This is a genomic window from Polaribacter sp. YIW18, from assembly GCF_057219325.1.
The window spans coordinates 47,111-73,025 of the sequence record NZ_JBXVVE010000010.1; the positions used below are offsets into that span (position 1 = coordinate 47,111).

Below are 25,915 nucleotides of genomic sequence, written 5' to 3' on the forward strand. Positions count from 1 at the left end.
TTTAGCTTTTAGTTTCTTCTAAAGTATCACATTGAAAGTTTCTATCTCCTCTTTTCATAGGTACTTTGGTTTTTCCACCACCCATTTTTTCATCCAACATCATTTTAATCAACTTACTTTTTTCTTGTTTAATTGCAGCTCTTTTATTTTTATCTAATTCGATATCAAAATAGATTTTACCATCTACAATTGTTTTTTCTGCTTTTGCATAAATAGACATTGGGTGATGACTCCATAATACAATATCTGCATCTTTCCCTTTTTTAATACTACCAACTCTATCATCTATATGTAACAGTTTTGCAGGATTAATGGTAACCATTTTCCAAGCTTCTAATTCTGTCATACCACCATATTTAATTGTTTTTGCTGCTTCTTGATTTAATCGTCTAGACATTTCTCTGTCATCAGAATTAATAGCCACTGTAACCCCAGCATTGTGCATAATTGCAGCATTGTAAGGTATAGCATCATTTACTTCGTATTTATACGCCCACCAATCAGAAAAAGTAGAGCCACCAACACCATGTTCTTTCATTTTATCTGCTACTTTGTAACCTTCTAAAATATGTGTAAATGTATTTACATTAAAATCAAATTTTTCTGCAACTTTCATTAACATATTAATTTCTGACTGAACATAAGAGTGACAAGAAATAAAACGTTCTTTATTCAAAATTTCAGACAATGTTTCCATTTCGATGTCTTTTCTATATGGTTTTCCACTTTTCTTTAAAGCATCGTATTCTTTAGCTCTTGTAAAATAATCTGTAAAAACTTGTTCTACACCCATTCTTGTTTGCGGAAAACGAACACCATTTTGGTAACGAGATTGTTTTACATTTTCTCCCAAAGCAAATTTGATGAACTTAGGTGTGTTATCGTAAATCATGTTTTCTGCATTTTCTCCCCATTTTAGTTTGATGATTGCAGAACGCCCACCAATAGGATTTGCAGAACCATGTAAAATTTGAGCAGTAGTTGTTCCTCCAGAAAGATTTCTATAAATATTAATGTCTGTAGGATCTACAACATCTTCTATAGTTACTTCTGCAGACGAGTTTTGTGCTCCTTCATTAACAGCAGATGTTGCAATATGAGAATGCTCATCTACAATACCAGCAGTTAAGTGTTTGCCTGTTCCATCAATTTCTTTGGCACCTCTTGCTCTTAGATTTTTGCCAATTTCTGCAATTTTACCATTTTTTAAAAGTACATCTGTATTTTCTAAAATCCCAGCATCTTCACTTGTCCAAACAGTTACATTTTTAATTAAAAGTGTTTCTTGTTTAGGTTGTACGTAATTACCAAAGCCCATATTAGGATAGCTTACAGGCATTACAACAATGTCATCTTTTTTAGATTTTTTAATGCTTTTCTTCTTTTTAGCATCTTTCTTAACTACTTTACTTGCAGACCAAGAAGTTTCGTTTCCTAAAATGTCAAAAGCAGTACCTTGCATTGCATTGGCAGCATTAATGATTTTTCCAATCATTCTTGTGTAGCCATTTTCTTCGTTTAAAGTGATTTCAATCCAATCATCTTTAAAAGAAAATTTAGATTTTATTTTTTTATCACTTAATTTAATGCTTCCAGATTGTTTAGCACCTTTACCAGAAATGGTTAAATCGTAATTTTTATTGTTAACATATAACATGTAACTTCCTGTAATATCAGGAATATTCATGTCATTTATTACATTTTTATCACCTTGAACCCAATTTTCATATAAGGTAGTTTTGGCATCAAAAATATCTCCAGATGTAATAATAAAATTGGCATAACTACCTTCTTTTAAATTACCAATAGCATTGTTACCAATAATTGTTGCAGGAATGGTAGTTAAAGCTTCTAATGCTTTTTCTTTATCAAAACCATATTTAATAGCTTTTTGTAAGTTTTTATGAAAAGATTTTACAGATTTTAAAGAGTGCGTAGTTAAAGCAAAATTAACTCCATTTTCTGCTAAAGCCTTTAAGTTAGAAGGTTCTTGATTCCACTTACGCATATCTCTTAAAGAAATTTGTTGCGCTAAAAGCGGATTAGAAACATCATAAGCATTGCTAAAATTGATAGGAATGATAAAGTTTGCATTTGTAGATTTGATGTCATTTATTCTTTCGTATTCATCACCACTACCAACAATTGTATACTGAATTCCAAATTCGTCACCCACTTTATCTGCTCTTATGGCATCTAAATGATTGTTGGTTTCAAAAATTTGAATCAAATCTTTATTTTCATTTAATGCTTTTAAAGCTAAATCATTGTTTTTCATGTTTCCTTTTGCATACCAATCTGCATCTAAGTATACTTGTCTTAATAAAGCCATAGCCCCCATTCTTGAACTTGGATAGGCTTGTCTAGAAGTAACACTTTTAGAAAATGATAAATACTGAGCAGATTTAGTATCTAAAATTCTGTAGGCATCTGTAGCATTCGGATTTAAAGCAATTAGCAATCCATTTCCACGAATAATACCATCTGGCATGTGTGTATTTACTACACCAAAACCAGCACTTATTAGAGATTTTGCTTTTTTAGTATCAAAAGAAAAATCTTTTAACGGGTTTACATCTGGTCTAATATGGTCGTTCCAATAATAGCCTTCTCTAGACGCATCATATTGTGTAACTCTAGAATTTCCAGAGGCTCTTTTTGGTTTTTTTATTCCAAAATCAGAATAAATATCAATAAAAGAAGGATAAATGGTTTTACCAGATACATCGATCGTTTCAGTTCCTGTCGGAATTTTTACGGATCTACCAACGCCAATAACTTTTCCGTTTTCAATTAGTAGAGTTCCTTTTTTAATTACCTTTTGGGGTGTTACATAAATAGTTGCATTGGTAAGCGCAACTAAAGTGGTTTCTGTTGTTTTTACTCCAGAATCTGTAGGGAAATAATCTTGTGCATACACGATTACAAACGACAAGAAAAAGAGTAAGAAAAATAGTTTTTTCATATAGTCAGTATTATTTGAATTAGCTATAAATTTATTGATATGCTTTTTGATAGCTGTTAAAACAATTTATTTTAACATAAATTTAATAATTATGTGCTTATGGAAGTTTCTCGAAATAAGAAATCAATAAATCCACAACATAGTTATAAGACTCGATTCCTTTTTCTTGTTTATTGGCTTTTAAATAAGCATTGTAGCCTTTTTTTACAATGGGTTCAAACGGATTTTTGTAAGCTTGCCAAAAGAGATAACTCGCTCTAAAATCTTTAGAAATTCCTTTATTTACTGTACTCCAAAGATCTTTAGATAAATCAGGATTTCGTTTTCTAACTTCAGAAATGCAATAGGCAAACGCCATTCTGTAGCTTGCATATTTAAAATATATATTATCATTATAATTAGCAGCTAAAAAACCCACAAAATTAGCTTCGTTTTCTGCTGCATAACCAATTTGATGTGCCATTTCATGACAAATAGTTGTTGGGTAGCTTGTTTTTGGAACTCTATCATTTACTTGTGCTTCTCCCGTTAACGGATTTAAATAACCAGAAGTGCCATTATAGGTTTGCAACAAACTCATTAAAGAGCTTTTTACAGATTTGTGATGGTATTTTAACTGCGGAAACTCTGTTTCTAAGTTTTTATAACCCAAAACAGCCATTGCATACATTTCCTTTTGTTGATATGGATTGGTCACTTTTACAGTGTCATTTTTTGTGATTTTAAAATGATAATCATTCAGTTTTTTTACAATGGTTACTGTAACTTTTTTTAGCTGTGCTGTTGTATATTTTTTTTGTTGATATTCTAAGTTATCAGTCAAAGGTTTTCTGTAATAATTTAAGCCCCAAAACAGATAGAAACAACCATAAATTATTGATAAAATTGCTGTAAAATAAATAAATTTGTGCAGAAAATTTTTAAAACGATTTTTTATCAATAAATACAAAGCGCGCACAAATATAAATAGGAGGAAAGCGATTAAAACATCACCTACAGAAAAAGGAATCCAACCCAAAAGTATTCTAAAAAAAGAGGAGATATAAGGATAAATTCCATTAGAATAATAGGTTTCTATAAACTCAGGATTTTTAGACGCTAACTGCACTAAAAAAATCTGAACAGGAAGAAAGACAGTTAAAAGAAGATGTTTTTTTTGAATTTTCATTTGCGTAAAAATAACAAATCAATTTATAAGTTGATTGGTTATTAACAAGATAATAACAATTTAGTTTACAATATTTGTGTACAAATAAAAGTTTTAAAAAATAGACATCTAACCAAGTAAAAAAGTACATTTGTGACCATGGAGAAAACGAATGCAATCACCCAAAAAAAAATAGATAAAAGTAGAATTATAAGCCTCGAGAAAGGTAAAATTCCACCACAAGCAGTAGAATTAGAAGAAGCTGTTTTAGGGGCTATGATGATTGATAAAAAAGGTATTGATGATGTCATAGATATTTTACATTCAGATGCTTTTTATGATGTAAAACATCAAGAGATATATGCTGTTATTTATGAATTATTCCAAAATTCGCAACCCATAGATTTACTTACAGTTTCTAATTTATTAAAGAAAAACGGTAAATTAGAAATGGTTGGTGGCGATTTCTACTTGATTCGTTTAACACAAAAAGTAGCCTCTTCTGCACACATCGAATTTCATGCAAGAATTATTTTACAGAAATACATTCAGCGTAAATTAATCTCCATTTCATCAGAAATTATAGAAAGCTCTTATGACGAGTCTACAGACGTTTTTGATTTGTTAGATGAAGCAGAAGGAAAATTATTTGAAGTTACTCAAGGAAACTTAAAAAAGAGTTCAGAAGATGCAGGTTCTTTAGTAAAACAAGCTTTAAAGAAAATTCAAGAAATTGGAAATCAAGAAGGAATGTCTGGTTTGGCAACAGGTTTTACTAAACTAGATGCACTTACTTCTGGTTGGCAACCTTCCGATTTAATTATCATTGCAGCAAGACCAGGTATGGGTAAAACTGCCTTTGTAATATCAATGGCAAAAAATATGGCCATCGACTTTAATCATGCTGTAGCCGTTTTTTCACTAGAGATGTCTTCTGTACAGTTAATAACCAGGATGATTTCTTCAGAAACTGGATTGACTTCAGAAAAATTAAGAAAAGGAAATTTAGAACCACATGAATGGGAGCAATTAAACGTAAAAGTAAAACGTTTGTCTGATGCACCTATTTTTATAGATGATACCCCATCACTTTCTATTTTCGATTTACGAGCAAAAGCAAGACGTTTGGTATCGCAACACAATGTAAGAATTATTGTAATTGACTATTTACAACTAATGACAGCTGGTGGTAATGGAAAAAGTGGAGGAAATAGAGAGCAAGAAATTTCTACCATTTCTAGAAACTTAAAAGCTTTGGCAAAAGAATTATCTATACCAGTTATTGCACTTTCTCAATTATCACGTGCTGTAGAAACACGTGGAGGAAGTAAAAGACCTTTACTGTCTGACTTACGTGAATCTGGTGCCATTGAGCAAGATGCAGATATTGTAAGCTTTATTTTTAGACCAGAATATTATGGAATGACAGAATGGGATGATGATGAACATACACCATGTGAAGGACAAGGAGAATTTATTGTGGCAAAACACAGAAATGGTGGTTTGGATAATATTCGTTTGAAATTTACTGGACATTTAGCAAAATTCTCAGATTTAGAAGAAGGTTTCAGTTCAGAGTTTCAATCTTCTATGAATGCAGATTTTCCTGATGATCCTTTTGCAGGAGAAGGCGGTGTAGATCCCAAAGATGCTTTTGGTGATGAGGATACAGATGTTCCTTTCTAGAATATTAAATAAATTATAAAATTATAGAAATACACAATTGCTTTATAGGAATTGTGTATTTTAGTTTTTGATATGAAAAAACGCTTAACAATACTTACATTTCTATTAATTTCAAACTCAATTTGGGCATCTTTTATTTATGTTCCTATGAGTAATGATAATCAAAAAAACCATTTAAAAGCTTACGGAATTGTCTACTACTCATTAGAAGCAGGCTTAAAATCTAAATGGTTGTTAAACTATGATGGAGGCGCTTTTTTAATTGAAAACAATAAACTTATAGAAAACGAATGTAAAATTAGAGGCGTTTCGTATCAAATAATTTCTGATGCAAAATCGCAATTAATATTACAAGAAATAGCTTCACCATCTTCTAATCAAGATGCCGTAACCTTAGAAAAAGCACCAAAAATTGCGGTGTATTCACCAAAAGACAAAATGCCTTGGGATGATGCTGTAACCATGGTATTAACCTATGCAGAAATTCCTTTTGATGTAGTTTACGACAAAGAAGTTTTAGAAGATAAATTGTTGTTATACGAATGGTTACACCTGCATCATGAAGATTTTACAGGACAATATGGGCGTTTTTACGGCTCTTTTAGAACTGCACCTTGGTATATAGAAAGCAAACAAATAGCAGAAAAACTAGCCACAAAATTAGGCTACCGTAAAGTATCTGAAGAAAAATTAGCAGTTGCAAAAAAAATAAGAGATTATGTTGTGGGTGGTGGTTTTATGTTTGCCATGTGCTCTGCTACAGACAGTTTTGATATTGCCTTATCTGCAGAAGGCGTAGATATTGCAGAGGCTATGTTTGATGGAGATGCGTCTACACCAAATTATCAATCTAAAATCAACTATAATAAAACCTTTGCTTTTAAAAACTTTAGTTTAATTAAAAACCCAACAACCTACGAGTTTTCATCAATTGATATGACTCGAAAACGTAAAATACCAAAAACATCAGACTATTTTAATTTGGTAGAATTTTCTGCAAAATGGGATCCTGTACCTACCATGTTAACCCAAAACCATACAGTTTTGGTAAAAGGCTTTATGGGGCAAACCACCTCTTTTGAGAGAAATACCGTAAAAAGTAATGTATTAGTTTTAGGCGAAAACAAAGTAAATAGAGAAGCACGTTACATACATGGCACGAAAGGAAAAGGCATGTTTACGTTTTATGGGGGGCATGATCCAGAAGATTATACACATAGAGTAGGAGACCCAAAAACAGAGTTAGATTTACATCCAACGTCACCTGGTTATCGCTTAATTTTAAACAACGTTTTATTTCCTGCAGCCAAAAAGAAAAAGCAGAAAACTTAATTTAATTTTATTTAGGCTTTCTAACGGGCTTTTCTTTGCAATCTTTTGCCTAAAAAAAAGGCAAAAGGATTTCCATTTCAATCCCTAACGCTTAAACAAGCCCAATAAAACGTCGAAATATGTTGTGTTTAAAAACACCATTTACAAATAAAAAATAAAACTGTTGATAAATCTTCAATAAATACTTTAGAAATACATTTCAGTTTCATTCACTTTTGTATTTTTGTCAGTATAAATTAAATAACAAAATGTCAACAACACAACAATTACAAGACTTTACACAACAAGTACGTAGAGATATTTTAAGAATGGTACACAAAGTAAACTCTGGGCATCCAGGAGGATCATTAGGCTGTGCAGAATTTTTTACTTGCTTGTACCAAGAAGTTATGGAGTATTCTACAGATTTTACCATGAATGGTGAAAATGAAGATTTATTTTTTCTTTCAAACGGACATATATCTCCTGTCTTTTATAGTGTTTTGGCACACAGTGGTTTCTTTCCAGTAGAAGAATTAGCTACATTTAGATTGATAGATTCTCGTTTACAAGGACATCCAACTACGCATGAAGGTTTACCTGGAGTAAGAATTGCTTCTGGTTCTTTAGGTCAAGGAATGTCTGTTGCTTTAGGTGCAGCTGCAGCTAAAAAATTAAATGGAGATAATAAATTAGTGTACACCTTACATGGAGATGGTGAGTTGCAAGAAGGGCAAAACTGGGAAGCAATTATGTATGCCTCTGCAAAAAAAGTAGATAATTTAATTGCAACTATAGATTTAAATGGAAAACAAATTGATGGTGCTACAGACGAAGTTTTACCAATGGGAAGCATTAGAGCAAAATTTGAAGCTTTTGGTTGGAATGTTTTAGACATTGAAAAAGGAAACGATATTGAAGCTATTTTAACCGGTTTAGAAGAAGCAAAATCATTAACAGGAAAAGGAAAGCCAGTTTGTATTTTATTGCATACAGAAATGGGGAATGGTGTAGATTTTATGATGCATACCCATGCTTGGCATGGTAAAGCACCTAATGATGAACAATTAGAAAATGCTTTGGCTCAAAACCCTGTAACATTAGGAGATTATTAGTGAAACTCGTTTTTAAAAAGTTCGCAGAACATATTTAAAATCGTAAGTTGCACTAATTCTAAATTTATTTCAGAATTTATAAAATTAAAGAGCTTTTCATTTATTTGAAAAGCTTTTTTTATGCTTTTATTTTGATTTGAACTGTAAGATTAGCTTTATATTTACACTTAGTAAATTATAAACCTTCAATAAAAAATATGAGAATAGGTATCGTATGTTATCCAACCTTTGGTGGTAGCGGAGTTATGGCAACAGAACTTGGTATGGCTTTGGCAGATAAAGGTCACGAAGTTCATTTTATAACCTATAATCAACCTGTTCGTTTAGATTTTTTATCACATAAATTACACTTTCATCAAGTTTTATTAGAAGAATATCCACTGTTTCAATACCAACCCTATGAGTTAGCTTTGTCTAGTAAAATGGTAGAAGTTGTTAGAAAATTTAATTTAGAAGTTTTACATGTACATTATGCAATTCCTCATGCATATGCCGCATATATGGCAAAGCAAATGTTAAAAGAAAAAGGATTAGATGTAAGAGTAGTTACTACTTTGCATGGTACAGACATTACTTTAGTGGGTAGTCATCCAACTTATAAAACTGCTGTAGAATTTAGTATTAATAATTCTGATGTAGTTACCGCTGTATCTAATAGTCTAAGAGAAACGACTAACAAACTATTTAACATTACAAAAAAAATAGACGTTGTTTACAACTTTATAGATACCAATAAATATAACCAAGACAATCAAGAAGAGTGTAAAAGAGTTGCTTTAGCTGCACCAAATGAGAGAATTCTAACACATATTAGTAATTTTAGACCTGTAAAAAGGGTAGAAGATGTAATACGGATTTTTGATAAAGTACATAAAGAAATACCTTCTAAACTTTTAATGATCGGGGAGGGGCCAGATAAAATTAAAGCAAAACAACTTGTTAAAGATTTAAAACTCTCTGATGCTGTTTTTTTCTTAGGAAACAGTACAGAAGTACCGAAAATACTTTGTTACTCAGATGTATTTTTACTACCATCGCAAACAGAAAGTTTTGGTTTGGCAGCTTTAGAAGCAATGGCTGCCAAAACGGCTATAATTTCTACCAATACAGGTGGATTACCAGAAGTTAATATACAAGGTAAAACAGGTTTTTTAAGCAATTTAGGTGATATAGATGATATGGCTAAAAATGCCATATCAATTTTAAAAGACGATAGTACTTTGCAAAGTTTTAAACAAAATGCCAAAGACCACACTAGAAAATTCTCTTTAGAAAATATTTTACCAGTTTATGAAGATTTATACAAATCTTGTTATTTAGCTAAATAACATAAACGCTTGCAATATTATACAAGTATTTTTAAAAAAATAGTAAAATAGAAAGTTTAATATGTATTTATAATACGGTTTTTAAATTCATATATTTATATTTATCTGTTGCACTTATTGCTTGAACTTAGAATTTGATTTTTTTTAAAAATAAACAATTATTTGGCTGCATTTAAATTTGATATTAATGAGTGTACATTTATTTTTAATAGTAATTTTGCAACTTCAATTTTAGAAAATGAACTTAACAAAAACCCAAGTTTTTATAATTATAGCATTTTTATCTATTTATATTATTTGGGGCTCTACTTATTTATTTAATAAAGTTGCAGTTACAGAATTGCCCCCCTTTTTTTTGGCATCTATACGTTTTTCTACGGCAGGTATATTAATGCTAACTTTAGCTAAAATATTAAAGGCTTCTTTAAAAATTACTAAAAAAGAACTAAAAAATACAGCAATAGCTTCTTTGTTCTTTTTAATATTAGGTAACAGTGTATTTGTTTGGGCTTTACAATTTGTAGATAGTGGTTTTGCAGCCTTAATTGCTTCTACACAACCTCTTTTTGTTTTGCTAATACTACGAATTTTAGATCAAAAACCCATGCAGAAAAAATCTATTATTGGGGTTTGTTTGGGTATTTTTGGTATGTATTTACTCATCAGTCAGCAAGAGTTAGTAACTTCAGAGAATACTCTTTTAGGAATTCTAGTTATGATGGGTTGTGTTTTAGGGTGGAGTTATGGTAGTGTTTTTGTTTCAAAAGCAGTTTTAATTAAAAACTCTTTGGTAAGCACTGGTTATCAAATGGCTATTGCTGGTGTGGTTTTGGCAATACTAAGTTTACTTTTTCAAGAAACATGGACATCACCTTTACAATGGAGTACGAACGTACAAATCTCTATGTTTTTGTTAATCTCTTTAGGAGGTATAGTAGCTTTTACAGCATTTAATTACCTTTTAAAAGTAGTATCTACAGAAAAAGTGGCAACATCTGCTTATGTAAATCCTGTAATTGCACTTTTTATGGGTTGGTATTTTTTAGATGAAAAATTAAGTACTCAGTCTATAATAGCATCAGTTATATTATTAACTGGTGTATACTTTATAACCTCAAGAAAAAGAAGATAACAACTATAATAATTGATGAATCCTAATAAGTTTTCTTTTATACGTCCTAAAAAGTTTCCTTTTTTTTATGGTTATGCCATTGTGCTTTTTGGTAGTATTGGTGTTTTATTTAGCATTCCTGGTCAAACAGTTGGAGTTTCTGTATTTACAGACCCTGTAAAAGATTCTTTAGGTTTAAATAGAAATCAGTTTAGTAATGCATATATGGTTGGAACTTTAATAAGCGCCTTTTTTGTAACAAAAGCTGGTAAATTATTCGATTTATTTGGTGCCAGATTTGTTGCTGTTTTTGCAGCTTTTTCTTTAGGTGTATCTTTATTTATATTCTCGTTTTCAGAAATTATTAGTGGTTTTATAAAAGATTTATTTACCACCAATTCTTGGGTTGTACCCTTCTTACTACTTTGTTTTCTGTTTTTTTTAATTCGTTTTTTTGGTCAAGGCGTATTAACAATGGCTTCTAGAAATATGGTAATGATTTGGTTTGATAGCAATAGAGGTAAAATAAATTCTATAAGCAGTATAACCATTTCTTTAGGATTTTCTAGCTCACCAATTTTAATTAATTATTTAATAGATCATAATGGATGGGAGCTAAGTTGGCAAATTTTAGCATGTTCGCTATTTATTTTTTGTTTTTTTATTTTACAATTCTATAGAAATAAACCAGAAGATTTTGGATTGATACCCGATGGAATTAAAAGTCATCAAAAAAATAAGAAAACGCAAATACCCACAGAAATAAATTTTACGCTAAAAGAAGCAAAAAAAACACGCACTTTTTGGATGTTTGGAATGGCTCTAGCATTTAACAGCTTTTTTATTACAGGCTTCACATTTCATGTAGTGTCTATTTTTGAAAGTTTTCAATACACAAAAAACGATGCTATTTCGATATTTTTACCCATTTCTATTATTGCCATTTGTATTTCTACAATTGCCAATGTTTTAAGTGATTATATAGCCCATAAATTCTATTTATTTGCGATGCTTTGTAGTGGTTTTTTAGCTGCATTTGGTTTATTAAACCTTGGTGCCAATTTCGGAATTTATTTATTAATAATTGGTTTAGGCTTTTATAGTGGCTTTTTTGCAGTGGTAAACGCTGTTTCGTGGCCTCATTATTTCGGTAGAAAATACTTAGGTGAAATTACAGGGAAAGTTATGAGTTTTTTAGTGATTGCAAGTGCTTTAGCCCCAAGTTTGATGAGTTATTGTTTTACAAAACTAGGCAGTTATAGTTATATTTCTTATTTGTTAATTGGTTTTTTAGTCTTTTTAAGTTTTGGTTCTTTTAAAGTTGAAAAACCTTCAAAAATATATTAACAAAATTGCCTTTTAATATTTGTTAGTTTGTAACTGGTAAAACCACCCAACAAACCAAAAATAGACAATGCTAAAACAACTTCTAAATTTAATTTCTTTATTGCCAGTTAAAATGACAAATAACTAAGTACCTTACATAATCTATAAATTGGTTTATTATTCTATTTATAGGTATAAGTCTAAAAGTCTTTTAAGTGATATTAGTTAAAATTACTTTAAACACTAAATTTTATAAACCTTTTACTTTTTGTACTATAATTTATATTATGTTAAATAGATTTTTTTGAGATTATAAATAGAATACAATAACCCATCGTTTTTTGTATAATAATAAACTTTTAAAAATAGAAACTATAAACAGCATTGTTTTTGAGTGATAACCTTATAATATGATTTTATAATCACTATTTTTTTTGAAGATTGAAACCTGTATTGCCTCTTCATTATAGCTTTTCATATACTTGCATACTTAGTAGTAGTTCAATTACCATTATTAGTATGTATCAAATATTTTAAAATATATTTAAAATGCGCTTTCAACAAATTAAATACTATTTTTGAGTTCTAAAAAACAAAAATGAATGTAGCTGTTATTTTTGAAGATGAATACATCTTATGCGTTAGCAAACCCAATAATATGTTAGTGCATCACGCTTTTCATTCTAGAAATGTTGCTGATGAAACTTCGCTTTTACAACAGATTGAGACTGAAAAAGGAATAAAAACCTATCCTATACACAGATTAGATAGAAAAACGTCTGGTATTATTTTATTGGCAAAGAACAAGAGTTTTGTCGCCAAATTTCAAGAGATGTTTACCAATAACACAATACAAAAAACATATTTTGGTGTGGTGCGTGGTTTTGCTCCAGAAATAAAAATAATAGATTCGCCAGTAAAAGGACGGGATGCAAACGTACATAAAGATGCACTAACACACCTAAAAACATTAGCAAACGTTACCTTAGACATTCCTGTAAAACCTTATGATACTTCTCGTTACAGTTTGGTGGAATTAAAGCCAAAAACAGGTAGAATGCATCAATTAAGAGTACATGCTAATAAAATTAGTCACCCTTTAATTGGTGATGCAAAATATGGTGATAAAAATCATGATCTAATGTTTACAGAAAATTTTAATTGTAAAAATTTGTTTTTACATGCTGGCAAACTTGAGTTTACGCATCCTTTTACTACAGAAAAACTACAATTAAAAGCAGATTTCCCTAAAGATTGGATAACGATTTTTGAACATTTTTATTGGGAAAATCCTTTGGAAATATAATGCAGTAATTTGCAAAAAACCTTATTAATACAGCAATATTTTTACTATTAGAAATAAAGCTAACAAACAAGTTTAGCCCTGATTGAAGCATCTGTTTGAGCTCTTTTTTAGTTGTCTGTTCGAGTGAATCCCGATTTTATCGGGATTTGTAACGAGAACAAAACTAAAAAAAGCGAGTGCTGAAAGCAGGAAGTAGCTTCTAAAAAAAATTATTGTTCTATAGATCTAGATTCAAAGGCAATTATTTCTCCAGCTTCAAAAGTGGGAGTAATTTCTATGGGGTTGCAACAAACTTCGCAATCTTCTATATAGGTTTGCTGTCTTACGCTGCTATCTAAAATCATCGAAATTTCTTCCCAACAATATGGGCATTGAAAAAAATGTTCTTGCTCCACTACTCTATTACTTTTAAAACTAATTTACCGTTTTTTTCTCCTGTGAAAAGTCTGTTGTAGGTTTCTCTAAAGTTTTCAATTCCCTCGTAAATATCTTCCCTAGATTTTAATGTGCCTGCTTGTAACCAAGTATTCATTTCTTTGGCTGCTTTTCCAAAATCTTTGCTATAATCCATAACCACCATTCCTTGCATGGTAGAACGTGTTACCAAAAGTGATAAATAATTACTTGGACCGTTAATTTTATGTTTGTTGTTATATTGCGAAATGGCACCACAAATAACCACTTTTGCATGCATTCTTAATTTTGACAATGCAGCATCTAAAATAACGCCACCAACATTATCAAAATACTTATCAATTCCTTTTGGGCATTTCTTTTTTAAGGCAGAATAAATATTTTCTGATTTATAATCGATAGCTTCATCAAAACCTAATTCGTTTTTAATATAATTGCATTTTTCTTGTCCACCAGCAATACCAATTACTGTACAGCCTTTAATTTTTGCAATTTGACCAACTATAGAACCTACAGCACCTGCTGCACCAGAAACCAACACAATATCTCCTTCTTTTATTTTACCAACTTCTAAAATGCCAAAATAGGCTGTCATACCTGGCATACCTAAAGTGCCTAAATACATTGGCATAGTAGCTAATTTCTCATCAACTTTAAACCAACCATCTCCATTAGAAACCGAATATTGTTGCACACCACCCCAACTTGTAACACAATCTCCAATATCAAAATTTGGATTGTTGTTATTTTTGATGACTTTACCAATAGCTCCTGCACGCATTACTTGTTCTAATGCTATAGGTGGAATGTATGATTTTGTGTCATTCATCCAACCACGCATGGCAGGGTCTAAAGAGATGTAATGATGCTGTATTAATATTTCGCCCTCTTCTAACTCAGGAATCTTGTTTTCTTCTAATTGCCAAGTATTTTTGTCTGGGAAACCTTTGGGTCTATTTTTTAAGATGATTTGTTTATTATTCATAGTATGATTTGTGTGCTATAAAAATAAGTATTTTAATAGTTTAAAACTGATAAAATAGCTTTTTCTAATTGACTTTTTCCTAAATATTGTTGCTCTAAATTTGCATCAAAAGGAATAGGCGTTTCTAAACTTGCCACCCTTTTAACAGGCGCATCTAAAAACTCAAAACAGTTTTCATTAATTAGTGCAGAAATATCACTTGCAATGCCACCAAAAAGTGAATCTTCTTGTACAATTAAGGCTTTGTTTGTTTTTTTAACTGATTTATAAATTGTTGCTGTATCTAAAGGTTGCAACGTTCTAAGATCAATAACATCTGCAGAAATTTCTGGGTTTTTGTCTAAAGCTTCTAAAACCCAATGTACAGCAGCTCCATAACTAATAATGGTGATGTCTTTTCCTGATTTTATTGTTGCAGCTTTCCCAAGTTCTGTTGTAAAATAATTTTCAGAAACATCTTGATAAACAGACCTGTATAATGCTTTATGTTCGAAAAAAAGTACTGGATTTGGATCGTTAATTGCAGCGATTAGTAAACCTTTAGCATCTTGAGGAAATGCTGGATACACAACTTTTAAACCTGGAGTTTTTGTAAACCAAGCCTCATTGGTTTGGCTATGAAAAGGACCAGCTCCTACTCCTGCTCCACAAGGCATTCTTATAACTACGTCTGCGTTTTGATTCCATCTATAATGCGATTTTGCCAATAAATTTATAATGGGATTAAAGCCTGAAGAAACAAAGTCTGCAAATTGCATTTCTACCACAGCTTTCATACCATTTACTGATAAACCATAAGCTGCAGAAACAATAGCAGATTCGCAAATAGGTGTATTTCTAACTCGTTCTTTACCGAATTTTTCTGCAAAGCCATCTGTGATTTTAAAAACACCTCCATAATCAGCAACATCTTGTCCCATAATTACCAAATCATCATGTTTTTCCATAGAATGTGATAAACCTTGAGAGATTGCATCTACAAAACGAATATTGTTGGTTTTTTCTGAAGCTTGTATTTTTGCTGTTTGATGTTGTTGATACACATCATTCAATTCAGTTTCTAAATTGGGTGTAATCTTTTCTTCTGCATAGGCTTTTTCTAAACCTATATTGATTTCTTTTACAATATCTTCTTTAAAAGTAACTTCAATTTCGTCAGTTAGTATTTTTTCATCTTTTAAAAACTCTTGAAAATTTTCTACAGGATCTTTACTTACCCAAAAATCTAATATTTCTTGAGGCACATATTTAGTTCCACTTGCTTCCTCATGGCCACGCATTCTAAACGTTTTAAATTCAATTAAAACAGGTCTTGGTTTTTTGCGAATACTCTTTGCAATTTCACTGATTTTAGAGTAGATTTCCAAAATATTATTACCATTAATAATATGACTCTCTATACCATAACCAATGCCTTTATCTGCAATATTTTTGCAATTAAATTGCTCTGAAGTAGGTGTAGATAAGCCGTAACCATTGTTTTCTATACAAAATAAAACAGGTAAACTCCAGACAGAAGCAACGTTTAAAGCTTCATGAAAATCGCCTTCACTTGTACCACCTTCACCTGTAAAAACAGCGCAAACTTTGTTGTTGTTTTTAAGTTTATTTGCCAATGCAATTCCGTCTGCAACTCCCATTTGTGGACCTAAATGAGAAATCATACCAACAATGTGATGATTTTGTGTCCCAAAATGAAAGCTTCTATCTCTACCCTTTGTATAGCCATTTAATTTACCTTGCCATTGAGAAAACAAGCGATCCAAAGGAATATTTCTACTTGTAAAAACTCCTAAATTTCTGTGCATTGGTAAAATATACTCATCATCACGCAAAGCTTTAGTTACGCCCACAGCAATGGCTTCTTGCCCAATACCAGAAAACCATTTAGATATTTTACCCTGTCTTAATAGAATCAGCATTTTCTCTTCTATTAAGCGTGGCTTTAGTAAACTTTTGTATAAGTTTAGTAATAGCTCTTTAGAAATAGATCTTGCGATAAATTTAATTTTATCAGACATAAATTATTGATATTGCAACCTAAACAAACTTAATAATTTAAAAATAGAATCTATAAAAAAATCCTTATCATTTGAAATGGTAAGGATTTTTGAATACTTTAAGAAAGAAAATTATTTACAGCTCTTTAAAAATTGCATGCATCATTCTTTTCTTATCGTTAATACTTTCTTCTAAAGCAATCATGGTTTCTGTTCTATTAACACCTGGTACATCATCTATTTTATAAATGATATCTTTAGCATCGTTAGTGCTTTTTGCTCTTACTTTACAAAAAATATTATATTTTCCTGCTGTAACATAGGCTACTGTTACGTTTGGTATTTGTCTTAAGTTTTCAATTACACTTTGCGTCATAGAAGTTTTTTCTAAAAAAACACCTACATGCGCTATAAAAGAATACCCCATTTTTTCGTAATTAAGTGTTAATGTAGAGCCTTGTATAATGCCTTCATCTTCCATTTTTTTTACACGAACATGTATAGTTCCTGCAGATACTAACAACTGTTTTGCGATGTCTGTAAAAGGTGTTCTTGCATTCTCAATTAAAATATCTAAGATCTGATGGTCTATTTCGTCTAAGATGAATTTTTTCATAATTTATATATTATTCAATTATTGCAGCAAATCTATGAATTAAATTTAACTAAACAAGAATAAAAATGAGAAATATTTAAAAAAAATCCTTTTCGAAAACGATTTCGTGATGCCCAATATTGGTTTTTTTCAATTTTTCATCAACTTTTACCAATTTAGCAATCAGTTTATTGTCTATAATTTCATTTTGATATTGGTAAGCAACATCATTTTCTGAATTTGGGTACCTATGAATGACATCATAAAATACTTTATCGTTATTAGGAATGTTAAAATAGGTTTTGTAAGTTTTAAATTCTGATGTTTTTGCAATGTAATACAAGCCTTGTAAAATCGAGAAAAAAGTATATTTTCTACTTTCTTCTCTTACATAATCATTTGGAAAATGACCAGATTCTATCAAAATAGTATTGTACCCTAATTTTTGAAAATTATCTCCTGTTGCGGTTGGGTAAAACTCATCTGTATACCTACCAACACAATTGGGAATAATATTTTGCAACATTGTATTCATAGCTACAATAACATTCATTGTGGCTATTCTACCTTTTGTAAGCATTCTAGTTTCCTCTTCTGAAGGTGCTAAAAAAGAGATGGTAGCTGGGTTATTGGTATTTTCTACATTAAAAATGGTTCTTTGATCATGTAAATTGAAACAAAATTCAGGATTAAAACCTTCTAAAATAGTACGTAACAATTTACTTTCTTTTGCTTTTCTATCTACTGCATCTCTATTTAAGTCTATGTTGTTTCCATTAACTCTTGTATAAACTTCTGCGCCGTCAGGATTTAGCATAGGGATAAAAACCAAGGTGCATTCTTTTAAAATAGACTGTAAATTATTACTTTTTATATTTAAAAAACAATTGAATAAATCAAACAAAGCTCTGGTTCCTGTACTTTCATTACCATGCATTTGAGACCATAATAATATTTTCTTTTCTCCAGAACCTATTTTAAGTTGATAAATTGGTCTTTCTTGTTCTGAAGTACCTATTTGTTTAACCTCAAAAAGACTTTGATATTTTTCAAATAAATTTAGGATGTCTTCAAAACGAATCCATTTTCCAAAAAGTGATGATTCTTTTTGTTCTGTAAAAATAGTTTCTAAAAATTCTATAGATAGTAAGCTCATAGTAAAGGTGCAATAATATTTTGTAAAAATAAACCAATCACATTTGTAATCAAACTAAAAAGTTACAATTGTAAATTTTAAAAATGTTACAAATGTGAACAGGTAATTTGCTCTTAAAATTAACTTCTGTAAACAACATGTAAACACCTGGTTTTCCTACATAATTTCAATAATTTATACAATAGAAAAAAATTATATATAAAACTTAAAGTATTTAATTTTATGTTTTTATGTATTTTATTTAAAGTTTAGATTTAATTATATATATCCTTTTTTATTTTAATTTAAAATTTAACTTTGCCATTAAAATCAATAGTTTTACATTTGTAATACAATAGCGTTTTACAATGATAAACAGTAGTGATTTTACAGAAAGACTAAAAAAGATTATGGATTATCATCAACTTTCTGCTTCTATGTTTGCAGATAAAGTAGGTGTGCAGCGTTCTAGCATCTCTCATATTTTATCTGGCAGAAATAAACCTAGTTTAGATTTTATTTTAAAAGTAACTACAGAATTTATAGATGTTGATATCCATTGGTTATTAAATGGCACAGGTGTTTTTCCTAAAAAACAAGTTTCTAAAACACAACCTACAGCTCCTACTCCACCTTTATTTAATAACTCTAATATCTCATCAGGAAAAAAAATACAACGTATTGTTGTTTTTTATGCAGATGGAACTTTTGATGAATATTTGAAATAATAATTAACGGTACTTGTGGTTTATTTGTGTTATAAAAACTCGAAGTAAAATTGTTCTTGACACAATTTTTTTCATTCTTAAATAATTTACACGAACCAACACACTCCTAATAAAATCAATGAAAAAGATATAATGAATTTAATTTATATATCAATATCTAATTTATAATATAAAATAGAGAGTATAATTCTTTAATAATTTTACTCTATCAGTGATGCCATTGCAGCTTTAATAATGGCAATATTTCTATCTTTATTAGAATTACTACTCTTTTCTTGTTCTAAAACCATAGAGCGCATTAAATTAATCATCACCTTGTTAAAATTGAATTTTTTATACTGAATTCCTTTAGCAGCCATATCATCTAATAAGTTTTTAATCGCCTTTATATTATTGCTTTTAGAAACTCTATTAAATGCTTTTTCGTACAGTACCTTGTTCGTACTGTTTCCTGATAAATACATGCCAGAAATTATGTTTTTAGCTATAAACGCCAATTCAGATTCGTCATTAGCTTCTATAAATATTTTTGTTAATGGGTTTGCTAGTATTTTTCTAACTTCATCTGGCAATTCTTTAGATTTTTTTATAGCCAAATTTTGATCAACATAATACATAGCTACTAAAGATTTACCCAACACAGCAAACGATTTACTTTCTAAACCCTTTACAAAAATTTGCTTTAATTCTGGATCTGTTAATTTGCCCAAAGTTTCTATAGCAGCAGCTTGCACAAGTGTTTTATTGTCTTGTTTTGCCATTTGTATAATTTTTCTAATCGCATCTTTTTTAGAAAATTTATTTATTAAATCTACATTTTCTAATGCTAATACTCTAATTTTATAAGAAGAATCATCCATAGCTGAAACAACTGCTTTAAAAGCATCTTTGTCATCTTGTTTTTTTGCTACTTCTAACAAAGCTTCTCTTCTATGCCCGTAATTTTCAGCATTTTTTAGCTGAAAAATATAATCACTTACAACCTTATTCTCATTGATTTCGCACAATAAAACACCATCTGCATTTACTTGTATTAGCGTAGGTTGTTTATTGTAGCTGAAGGTAAAAGAGGCATCGTTATTTTCTATAAAAACAGTTTGTCTTCTTCTTTTATTGCCTTCAAAAATATCTATAGTTAAAGGAAATTGGAACTTTTCTATCTGTTGTTGGTAAATGTTTACAGTAACTGTTTTTCTAATTAAATTATAATCGTAAGAAACACTAATTGTAGGGTGATTGGCACCATAATACCATTGGTTAAAAAACCAATTTAAATCTTTACCCGTAATTTTCTCAAAGATCAAACGTAATTGATGTACTTCTGCTGATTGATATTTGTATTCGGTTAAATAAGCTTTTAGCACTGTAAAAAAGGCCTCATCACCTACATAATTTCTAAGCATGTGCAAAATGGCACCTCCTTTATTATAACTTACTAAGTCAAATAGATCTTCTTTATCATCATAATTAAAACGAACTAGCTTTTTATCTGATTCTTGCCCATTTAAATACAGGAGATTGTTATCATACAAATGCATTGCTGCAGCTTCTTTACCATATTTATATTCTAACCATAAATACTCGCTATAATTTGCAAATGATTCATTTAAAGTCAGATTACTCCAACTTTCTGAAGTAACTAAATTACCAAACCAATGATGAAAAAGCTCATGAGCAATGGTATTTTCATGTTTATTTTCATCTATTAATTGCCCTGGTTTTTGGTAAGCTTGTTCTCCATGGACTACTGCTGTAGTGTTTTCCATAGCACCAGAAACATAGTCTCTAACTACTATTTGGCTGTATTTGTTCCAAGGGAATTCTACCCCTAATTTTTCTGAGAAAAATTGCATCATTTTGGGTGTATTACCAAAAATTTGTTTTGCATAAGGCGCGTATTCTTTTTCTACATAATAATTTACAGGTATGTTTTTATATGTATCTTTTATTATTTCAAATTCGCCAACACCTAAAAAGAACAAATAAGGCGCATGTTTTTGATCTAATTTCCAGTAATCTGTTCTGTTTGCTCCATTTTTTGTTTGATTCACCAATTCGCCATTAGAAAGTGTTACATATTTATTAGGAACTGTAATGTAAATTTCTTGAGTTGTTTTTTGATTTGGAGCATCTATCGTTGGAAACCAGCAACTGCTTCCTTCTGTTTCACCTTGTGTCCAAATTTGTGTTGGTTTGTTTTTATCTATTCCAGAAGCATTTATAAAATACAAGCCTTTGGCAGCAGTAATGGCATCACTCCCCTTTTCTTTTACTTTTTCTGGTCTTGCAGTATAGTTGATGTAAACTGTAAAAGTTTCCTCTTTGGTATATTTTTTATGTAGATTTATAGTGATTTGATATCCATCATAATGATAATCTAACTTTTTATTTTGAAGTGTAATCGTATGAATCAACATTGCTTTTGCATCTAATACAAAAGTACTCGAGTCATAAAAATAAGGTTTAGCAGTTATCCATGCTTCTCCATTTAGCTCTTTTTTATCAAAATTAAAATCTACCTTTAATTTGGTATGAATTAAGCTGTGTGTTTTCTCTCTTTCTGCTTTGTATTTATTGGTATTTTGCGATATACCAATTGTTGTAATCCCTAAAAACAGAATTAAAAAACAAATTTTAAACTTCATAAATTATAATTTCTTGAAAGTTCAAAAGTAATAATTATAGAAATAGTTGATGTTAATGAGCAGTTAAATTCAAAAAATATACCCAATTAATTGTAAAAAAGCCTTAATTATTTTTTACAATTAAGGCTTTTTCGGTTGATTGAATTTCTTTTTTAATTCTTTTTAAACATTTTAGAAAACTGTTTTAAAGATGAACTATTTTCATTAAAATCCATACCCTTTATCGTTTCTATTATTTTTGCAGGATTCATATTTTCTCCTAATAACCTTGCAACTCCTACCCCTTTTTGATCACTAAAACCAAAAGCAATTACTTCGTTTATAGAATCGGTATCACCAGAATAATAAATTTTTACATTCATCTCTTTTGCTTTCATAGACATTAGATTTTTGTATTCTTTATTATCTTTAAAGATGTTTTGTAAAGTTTTTTTTTCTGATAAATACTGAGCTTCATTTTCTGCGGTTTTTGGCAAATAGACAACGTTAATTTTTTTAATACTTTTAATTGTTTCTTTTACATCATTAGAAACATCTGCTTTTGCAGTAATTACTGAGCTTACGGGTAAATCTCCAGTCATAAAACCTTCTTTAGTACTTGTTTCTAATAAATAACTTTGTAAAGATTTATCGTTTTTACAAGAAGTTATCAATAAAACTAAAGTTAATATAGAAAGTATTTTAGATATATTTTTCATTTTATTTGTGTTTTTTAGTGTTAAAAATAACTTTAAAAGTTCTAGTTAGATTTTTCGTTATTTATAAAGGTATCTGCTAAATCAGACATTTTATTAATGTCTATAGTACCTGTTAAGGAGACAATCATTGCTTCTGCCATACCATTTGTTTGTTTGTTAACGCCTTTAATAAACATTAAAACTTCGCTAACATAATCTTTGTTTTTTGTAGCTTTTACATAAATTTTTACACGAGAATCGTCTTCTTTAATACGCATTAACTCTGTAAGCTTATTCTTTTTTATAGCTGTGTTAGCCATTTTTTCCATTTTATTGGCAATGTCTTTATTGTCTGATGAGAACATTCTAAATTCCTTTAGATCGTTTATCATTTCAAACACTTTTATTTCTTTACTGTCTTGTAGTTTTTTAGGATTAAATTTAGATAGTATTTCAAACATATCTTTGGTTACTAGAACCATATCTACGCCATCTGTGTTTTCTAAACTATCAAAAAAAGATTGTGCACTTGTTGCCATTGGTGTAACAATGAAAGCTAATAATACTATTAATTTTTTCATAATTTCTGTTTTTACTTGGTTTTACTATTTTTACTTGGTTTTTATTTTAATAATTTATTTACGGTGTTTTCGTAAGTGTATAAATTTGCTACAGCTTGCTCTCCTTTTTTTAAGTTGGTAGACAATAGTTTTAAACCTTTACTTACTTGAGCGTAAATTCTTTCAGCTTCTTTTCTTTGTTGGTATTCTTTATATTGTTGTTGCCCAATAAATACACTAATTAGCAATGCAATAGAGGCTGCTGCAGACCACCATTTTAAGTTTTTCTTTTTAGATTTCTTAGGTTCTAACTTTATGGTTTTTGTAAATTTTTCATTTTCTACAATTGCAAAGTAGTTAAATAAGTATGCATACTCTTGCAAATGTGGTGCAACATTACCTTCTGTAAAATAATGTTTTAAGGTGGCCTCTTCTTGCAAAGTAGTAGTAGCATCTAAATACTTTTCTACTAATTTTTCTATGTTAGCTAACTCCATAGTTATGTTTTTTTATTAATTCTTCTCTAATAGTTTTTCTTGCTCTAGACAATGCTACTCTAACTGCTGTGGGTTTCATATCTACCATTTTACAGATTTCATCAAAATCATATTCTTCTATATCTCTTAGTTGAATAATTATTTTTTGTTGCTCAGGTAGGTTTTCTATCAATTGATGTACTTGATTTACACTATCTCTATATTCTACCTTTTTATCTAAAGACGCATCCTTTTCTTTATAATTACTATGTACTAATGTTAAGTTACTTGCTTGTTTAGATTTTAATCTATCGTAACAATAATTTTTAGTCATCGTCATAGCAAACGCCTCAACATTTTTATAATCAGCTATTTTTTCTTTGCTTTTCCACAATTTAAAAAATAACTCTTGGGTTGCATCTTCAGCTTCTTCTTTAGAAACTAAAAGTCTTTTTGCTAACCTAAAAACTTTATCTTTAAATGGTAAAACAACTTTTAAAAAGTCTGACTGTTTCATTATTATAGGGTTGATTTTTTTTGTAAACCTCTTTTATGTTACCAACTTTTTAAGGGGTTTACATAATTACGACGAACAAGTATTTTTTTTGTTACAATAGAATTTAAAAATAATACTAAAATTCTTTAAATTGCGTTATATTACAATTAAAATAAATGTTCAAAAATGAAAAATATATTTAAAATTATTACACTAATATTTAGCTTTTTACTTTTTTTTAATTGTTCTGAAAAAGTTGAAAATATTCCTTTAGATATTGAAATTAACGACTTTGTTTGGAAAGGTATGAATGCCTCTTATTACTGGCAAAGTGATGTGCCTGATTTGGCAGATACACGTTTTTCAAATCAACGTGAATTAAATAATTTTACTTCAAGCTTTAATACACCAGAAGATATATTTCAAGCTGTTAGATTTCAACCTGATGTTGTAGATCGTTTTTCTTGGATTGTAGATGATTATGTGGAATTAGAAAACTCTTTTCAAGGAATTAGATTAACAAACGGAATGGAATTTAAATTATACACATATAAAGGTAATGATACAAATGTATATGGCGTTGTTTATTATGTAGTTCCTGGTTCTGATGCAGAAAACAAAGGGGTTTTAAGAGGTATGGTTTTTAATGGAATAGATGGAACACAAATTACTACTACAAACTTTAGAACTTTGTTGTTTGGCACAAATACAAGTTATACAGTAAATTTAGCCGATTTTAATGCAGGAAATCCAACAGTAAATGGAACTACAATTAATTTAACAAAAGAAGAATTTCAAGAAAACCCTGTAGCGATCACAAAAACTTTTAATGAAGGCACAAATAAAATTGGTTATCTTTTGTACAATCAGTTTGCGAGTTCATTTGATGCTCAATTAAATGCCGCTTTTGCAACTTTTCAATCAGAAAATATTACCGATTTAATTATTGATTTACGATATAATGGTGGTGGAAGTGTAAGAACTGCAACCTATTTAGCAAGCATGATAAACGGAACAAATACAGGAAAACTATTCTCACAAGAGTTTTGGAATGAAAAAGTTATGAAAGCCACTAACCCAGCACTTTTTCTAAATAACTTTACAGACCAAATTGTAAATACAGATAACAATGGTACTATTATATTGAACGAACCAATTAATAGTTTATCATTACAAAAAATTTATTTTATTGTTACTGATGATACTGCTTCAGCATCTGAACTTGTAATTAATGGAATGAGTGCATATATTGATGTAAACTTAGTTGGAACAAAAACTGTGGGGAAACAAGTAGGTTCTATCACAATATATGACTCTGATAATTACAGAAGAAATGGTTTAAATTTAAACCCAAATCATACTTATGCAATACAGCCAATTGTGTTAGAAATTAAAAATGCAAATGGAGAAAATAATCCAAATGGTTATATACCAAATATTGAGTTAGCTGAAGATTTTGGTAGAGATGACGATACAATTAATTTAGGCGTTTTAGGTGAAAAATCTGATCCATTGTTAGATAGGACAATTACATTTATAACAACAGGAGGAAAATATTTATTAGGTAAATCTTCTTTTTCTTTTGAAGAAAAACCTATGTTAGACTCTAAAATAATGCAGCCTTTTAGTCAAGAAATGTACGTAGAAAATTTTAAAAAATAATCACTTTTTTAAATGTAAAAATCTAGGTAAAAGTTGTTTTTCTCAAACTTATTTTACCTTTTGAACTTGCATCATTTTTATCAATAAGATTTTTAAAAATGCTGAGTTCAACTCATAAGTGCAACAAACTTATTATTTAGAGTTTCAATAGGACTAAGATAATTGAATTTTCTAATAGGTCTGTTATTAATTGATAATTCTACTTGTTTAATTCTTTGATTAGAGATTTTATTTAAGTCTGTTTTCT

At 29.7% G+C, this 25,915-nt stretch carries 21 protein-coding genes and 1 pseudogene; 9 read left to right on the forward strand and 13 right to left on the reverse strand.

The features are described from left to right. Position 1: 1 nt before the first annotated feature. The gene (locus tag AC2D6T_RS10700; RefSeq protein ID WP_484681485.1) at positions 2-2,965 is read right to left on the reverse strand and encodes an amidohydrolase family protein; all 2,964 of its coding nucleotides are present in this window, start codon (positions 2,963-2,965) and stop codon (positions 2-4) included. 97 nt (positions 2,966-3,062) lie between these two features. Then, positions 3,063-4,133: a DUF3810 domain-containing protein gene (locus tag AC2D6T_RS10705; protein WP_484681486.1), complete on the reverse strand. Its 1,071-nt coding sequence runs from the start codon at positions 4,131-4,133 to the stop codon at positions 3,063-3,065. 138 nt (positions 4,134-4,271) lie between these two features. Between AC2D6T_RS10705 and dnaB the strand changes: the two genes are divergently transcribed. The 7 genes from dnaB to AC2D6T_RS10740 all read left to right on the forward strand — a co-directional run bounded on the left by dnaB (position 4,272) and on the right by AC2D6T_RS10740 (position 13,295). Then, positions 4,272-5,798 (forward strand): replicative DNA helicase, encoded by a 1,527-nt coding sequence (dnaB, locus tag AC2D6T_RS10710; protein ID WP_484681487.1) that lies wholly within the window; start codon positions 4,272-4,274, stop codon positions 5,796-5,798. A 147-nt stretch (positions 5,799-5,945) separates the two neighbouring features. Further along, the gene (locus AC2D6T_RS10715) at positions 5,946-7,130 is read left to right on the forward strand and encodes an asparagine synthetase B (protein ID WP_484681501.1); all 1,185 of its coding nucleotides are present in this window, start codon (positions 5,946-5,948) and stop codon (positions 7,128-7,130) included. A 248-nt stretch (positions 7,131-7,378) separates the two neighbouring features. Continuing rightward, positions 7,379-8,224, forward strand: a complete 846-nt coding sequence (locus AC2D6T_RS10720) for a transketolase (RefSeq protein ID WP_438988414.1) — start codon at positions 7,379-7,381, stop codon at positions 8,222-8,224. A 197-nt stretch (positions 8,225-8,421) separates the two neighbouring features. Continuing rightward, complete coding sequence (bshA, locus tag AC2D6T_RS10725) at positions 8,422-9,552, forward strand: N-acetyl-alpha-D-glucosaminyl L-malate synthase BshA (RefSeq protein ID WP_484681488.1); 1,131 nt, start codon at positions 8,422-8,424, stop codon at positions 9,550-9,552. A gap of 238 nt (positions 9,553-9,790) precedes the next feature. Next, positions 9,791-10,684 (forward strand): EamA family transporter, encoded by an 894-nt coding sequence (locus tag AC2D6T_RS10730; protein ID WP_438988412.1) that lies wholly within the window; start codon positions 9,791-9,793, stop codon positions 10,682-10,684. Between the two features lie 15 nt (positions 10,685-10,699). Continuing rightward, positions 10,700-12,010, forward strand: a complete 1,311-nt coding sequence (locus tag AC2D6T_RS10735) for an MFS transporter (protein WP_484681489.1) — start codon at positions 10,700-10,702, stop codon at positions 12,008-12,010. 577 nt (positions 12,011-12,587) lie between these two features. Then, positions 12,588-13,295, forward strand: coding sequence for a pseudouridine synthase (locus AC2D6T_RS10740; RefSeq protein ID WP_484681490.1), 708 nt, complete (start codon positions 12,588-12,590; stop codon positions 13,293-13,295). 209 nt (positions 13,296-13,504) lie between these two features. Here the strand turns inward: AC2D6T_RS10740 and AC2D6T_RS10745 are convergent, their stop codons facing one another. The 5 genes from AC2D6T_RS10745 to AC2D6T_RS10765 all read right to left on the reverse strand — a co-directional run bounded on the left by AC2D6T_RS10745 (position 13,505) and on the right by AC2D6T_RS10765 (position 18,445). Then, complete coding sequence (locus tag AC2D6T_RS10745) at positions 13,505-13,690, reverse strand: CPXCG motif-containing cysteine-rich protein (RefSeq protein ID WP_484681491.1); 186 nt, start codon at positions 13,688-13,690, stop codon at positions 13,505-13,507. Continuing rightward, positions 13,690-14,694, reverse strand: a complete 1,005-nt coding sequence (locus AC2D6T_RS10750; protein WP_484681492.1) for an NADP-dependent oxidoreductase — start codon at positions 14,692-14,694, stop codon at positions 13,690-13,692. Before AC2D6T_RS10750 ends, AC2D6T_RS10745 begins: the two co-directional genes overlap by 1 nt. Positions 14,695-14,726: 32 nt before the next feature. Continuing rightward, complete coding sequence (locus AC2D6T_RS10755; RefSeq protein ID WP_484681493.1) at positions 14,727-16,715, reverse strand: alpha-ketoacid dehydrogenase subunit alpha/beta; 1,989 nt, start codon at positions 16,713-16,715, stop codon at positions 14,727-14,729. 115 nt (positions 16,716-16,830) lie between these two features. After that, positions 16,831-17,310, reverse strand: a complete 480-nt coding sequence (locus AC2D6T_RS10760) for an Lrp/AsnC family transcriptional regulator (protein WP_298946756.1) — start codon at positions 17,308-17,310, stop codon at positions 16,831-16,833. A 76-nt stretch (positions 17,311-17,386) separates the two neighbouring features. Then, a complete protein-coding gene (locus AC2D6T_RS10765; protein WP_484681494.1) occupies positions 17,387-18,445 on the reverse strand; it encodes a M14 family zinc carboxypeptidase in 1,059 nt (352 codons plus the stop codon). 347 nt (positions 18,446-18,792) lie between these two features. Here AC2D6T_RS10765 and AC2D6T_RS10770 point away from each other — a divergent pair, with 347 nt between their 5' ends. Continuing rightward, positions 18,793-19,152, forward strand: a complete 360-nt coding sequence (locus AC2D6T_RS10770) for a helix-turn-helix domain-containing protein (protein WP_484681495.1) — start codon at positions 18,793-18,795, stop codon at positions 19,150-19,152. 200 nt (positions 19,153-19,352) lie between these two features. Here the strand turns inward: AC2D6T_RS10770 and AC2D6T_RS10775 are convergent, their stop codons facing one another. The 5 genes from AC2D6T_RS10775 to AC2D6T_RS10795 all read right to left on the reverse strand — a co-directional run bounded on the left by AC2D6T_RS10775 (position 19,353) and on the right by AC2D6T_RS10795 (position 24,027). Then, entirely contained in the window at positions 19,353-21,797 is a 2,445-nt protein-coding gene (locus AC2D6T_RS10775; protein WP_484681496.1) for a M1 family aminopeptidase, read from the reverse strand. A gap of 152 nt (positions 21,798-21,949) precedes the next feature. Next, positions 21,950-22,495: a DUF4252 domain-containing protein gene (locus AC2D6T_RS10780; RefSeq protein ID WP_484681497.1), complete on the reverse strand. Its 546-nt coding sequence runs from the start codon at positions 22,493-22,495 to the stop codon at positions 21,950-21,952. Positions 22,496-22,536: 41 nt separating this feature from the next. Beyond that, a complete protein-coding gene (locus AC2D6T_RS10785) occupies positions 22,537-23,055 on the reverse strand; it encodes a DUF4252 domain-containing protein (protein WP_438988405.1) in 519 nt (172 codons plus the stop codon). Positions 23,056-23,096: 41 nt separating this feature from the next. Further along, positions 23,097-23,531 (reverse strand): hypothetical protein, encoded by a 435-nt coding sequence (locus tag AC2D6T_RS10790; protein WP_298946748.1) that lies wholly within the window; start codon positions 23,529-23,531, stop codon positions 23,097-23,099. Continuing rightward, positions 23,518-24,027 carry an RNA polymerase sigma factor gene (locus tag AC2D6T_RS10795; RefSeq protein ID WP_298946747.1) on the reverse strand — a complete coding sequence of 170 codons (510 nt, stop codon included), beginning with the start codon at positions 24,025-24,027 and terminating at the stop codon, positions 23,518-23,520. Before AC2D6T_RS10795 ends, AC2D6T_RS10790 begins: the two co-directional genes overlap by 14 nt. 165 nt (positions 24,028-24,192) lie before the next feature. Here AC2D6T_RS10795 and AC2D6T_RS10800 point away from each other — a divergent pair, with 165 nt between their 5' ends. Continuing rightward, positions 24,193-25,668, forward strand: coding sequence for a S41 family peptidase (locus tag AC2D6T_RS10800; protein WP_484681498.1), 1,476 nt, complete (start codon positions 24,193-24,195; stop codon positions 25,666-25,668). A gap of 107 nt (positions 25,669-25,775) precedes the next feature. Here the strand turns inward: AC2D6T_RS10800 and AC2D6T_RS10805 are convergent. Beyond that, a pseudogene (locus AC2D6T_RS10805) lies at positions 25,776-25,915 on the reverse strand (IS30 family transposase); the annotation flags it as partial.

Excerpts from the sequence above, each read along its gene's own strand:
- AC2D6T_RS10705 (WP_484681486.1), bottom strand. The coding sequence starts at position 4,133 with ATGAAAATTCAAAAAAAACATCTTCTTTTAACTGTCTTTCTTCCTGTT.
- AC2D6T_RS10795 (WP_298946747.1), bottom strand. The coding sequence starts at position 24,027 with ATGAAACAGTCAGACTTTTTAAAAGTTGTTTTACCATTTAAAGATAAA.
- AC2D6T_RS10700 (WP_484681485.1), bottom strand. The coding sequence starts at position 2,965 with ATGAAAAAACTATTTTTCTTACTCTTTTTCTTGTCGTTTGTAATCGTG.
- AC2D6T_RS10770 (WP_484681495.1), top strand. The coding sequence starts at position 18,793 with ATGATAAACAGTAGTGATTTTACAGAAAGACTAAAAAAGATTATGGAT.
- AC2D6T_RS10750 (WP_484681492.1), bottom strand. The coding sequence starts at position 14,694 with ATGAATAATAAACAAATCATCTTAAAAAATAGACCCAAAGGTTTCCCA.
- AC2D6T_RS10735 (WP_484681489.1), top strand. The coding sequence starts at position 10,700 with ATGAATCCTAATAAGTTTTCTTTTATACGTCCTAAAAAGTTTCCTTTT.
- bshA (WP_484681488.1), top strand. The coding sequence starts at position 8,422 with ATGAGAATAGGTATCGTATGTTATCCAACCTTTGGTGGTAGCGGAGTT.
- AC2D6T_RS10790 (WP_298946748.1), bottom strand. The coding sequence starts at position 23,531 with ATGGAGTTAGCTAACATAGAAAAATTAGTAGAAAAGTATTTAGATGCT.
- AC2D6T_RS10755 (WP_484681493.1), bottom strand. The coding sequence starts at position 16,715 with ATGTCTGATAAAATTAAATTTATCGCAAGATCTATTTCTAAAGAGCTA.
- dnaB (WP_484681487.1), top strand. The coding sequence starts at position 4,272 with ATGGAGAAAACGAATGCAATCACCCAAAAAAAAATAGATAAAAGTAGA.
- AC2D6T_RS10775 (WP_484681496.1), bottom strand. The coding sequence starts at position 21,797 with ATGAAGTTTAAAATTTGTTTTTTAATTCTGTTTTTAGGGATTACAACA.
- AC2D6T_RS10780 (WP_484681497.1), bottom strand. The coding sequence starts at position 22,495 with ATGAAAAATATATCTAAAATACTTTCTATATTAACTTTAGTTTTATTG.
- AC2D6T_RS10785 (WP_438988405.1), bottom strand. The coding sequence starts at position 23,055 with ATGAAAAAATTAATAGTATTATTAGCTTTCATTGTTACACCAATGGCA.
- AC2D6T_RS10730 (WP_438988412.1), top strand. The coding sequence starts at position 9,791 with ATGAACTTAACAAAAACCCAAGTTTTTATAATTATAGCATTTTTATCT.
- AC2D6T_RS10720 (WP_438988414.1), top strand. The coding sequence starts at position 7,379 with ATGTCAACAACACAACAATTACAAGACTTTACACAACAAGTACGTAGA.
- AC2D6T_RS10800 (WP_484681498.1), top strand. The coding sequence starts at position 24,193 with ATGAAAAATATATTTAAAATTATTACACTAATATTTAGCTTTTTACTT.
- AC2D6T_RS10715 (WP_484681501.1), top strand. The coding sequence starts at position 5,946 with ATGAGTAATGATAATCAAAAAAACCATTTAAAAGCTTACGGAATTGTC.
- AC2D6T_RS10765 (WP_484681494.1), bottom strand. The coding sequence starts at position 18,445 with ATGAGCTTACTATCTATAGAATTTTTAGAAACTATTTTTACAGAACAA.
- AC2D6T_RS10760 (WP_298946756.1), bottom strand. The coding sequence starts at position 17,310 with ATGAAAAAATTCATCTTAGACGAAATAGACCATCAGATCTTAGATATT.
- AC2D6T_RS10740 (WP_484681490.1), top strand. The coding sequence starts at position 12,588 with ATGAATGTAGCTGTTATTTTTGAAGATGAATACATCTTATGCGTTAGC.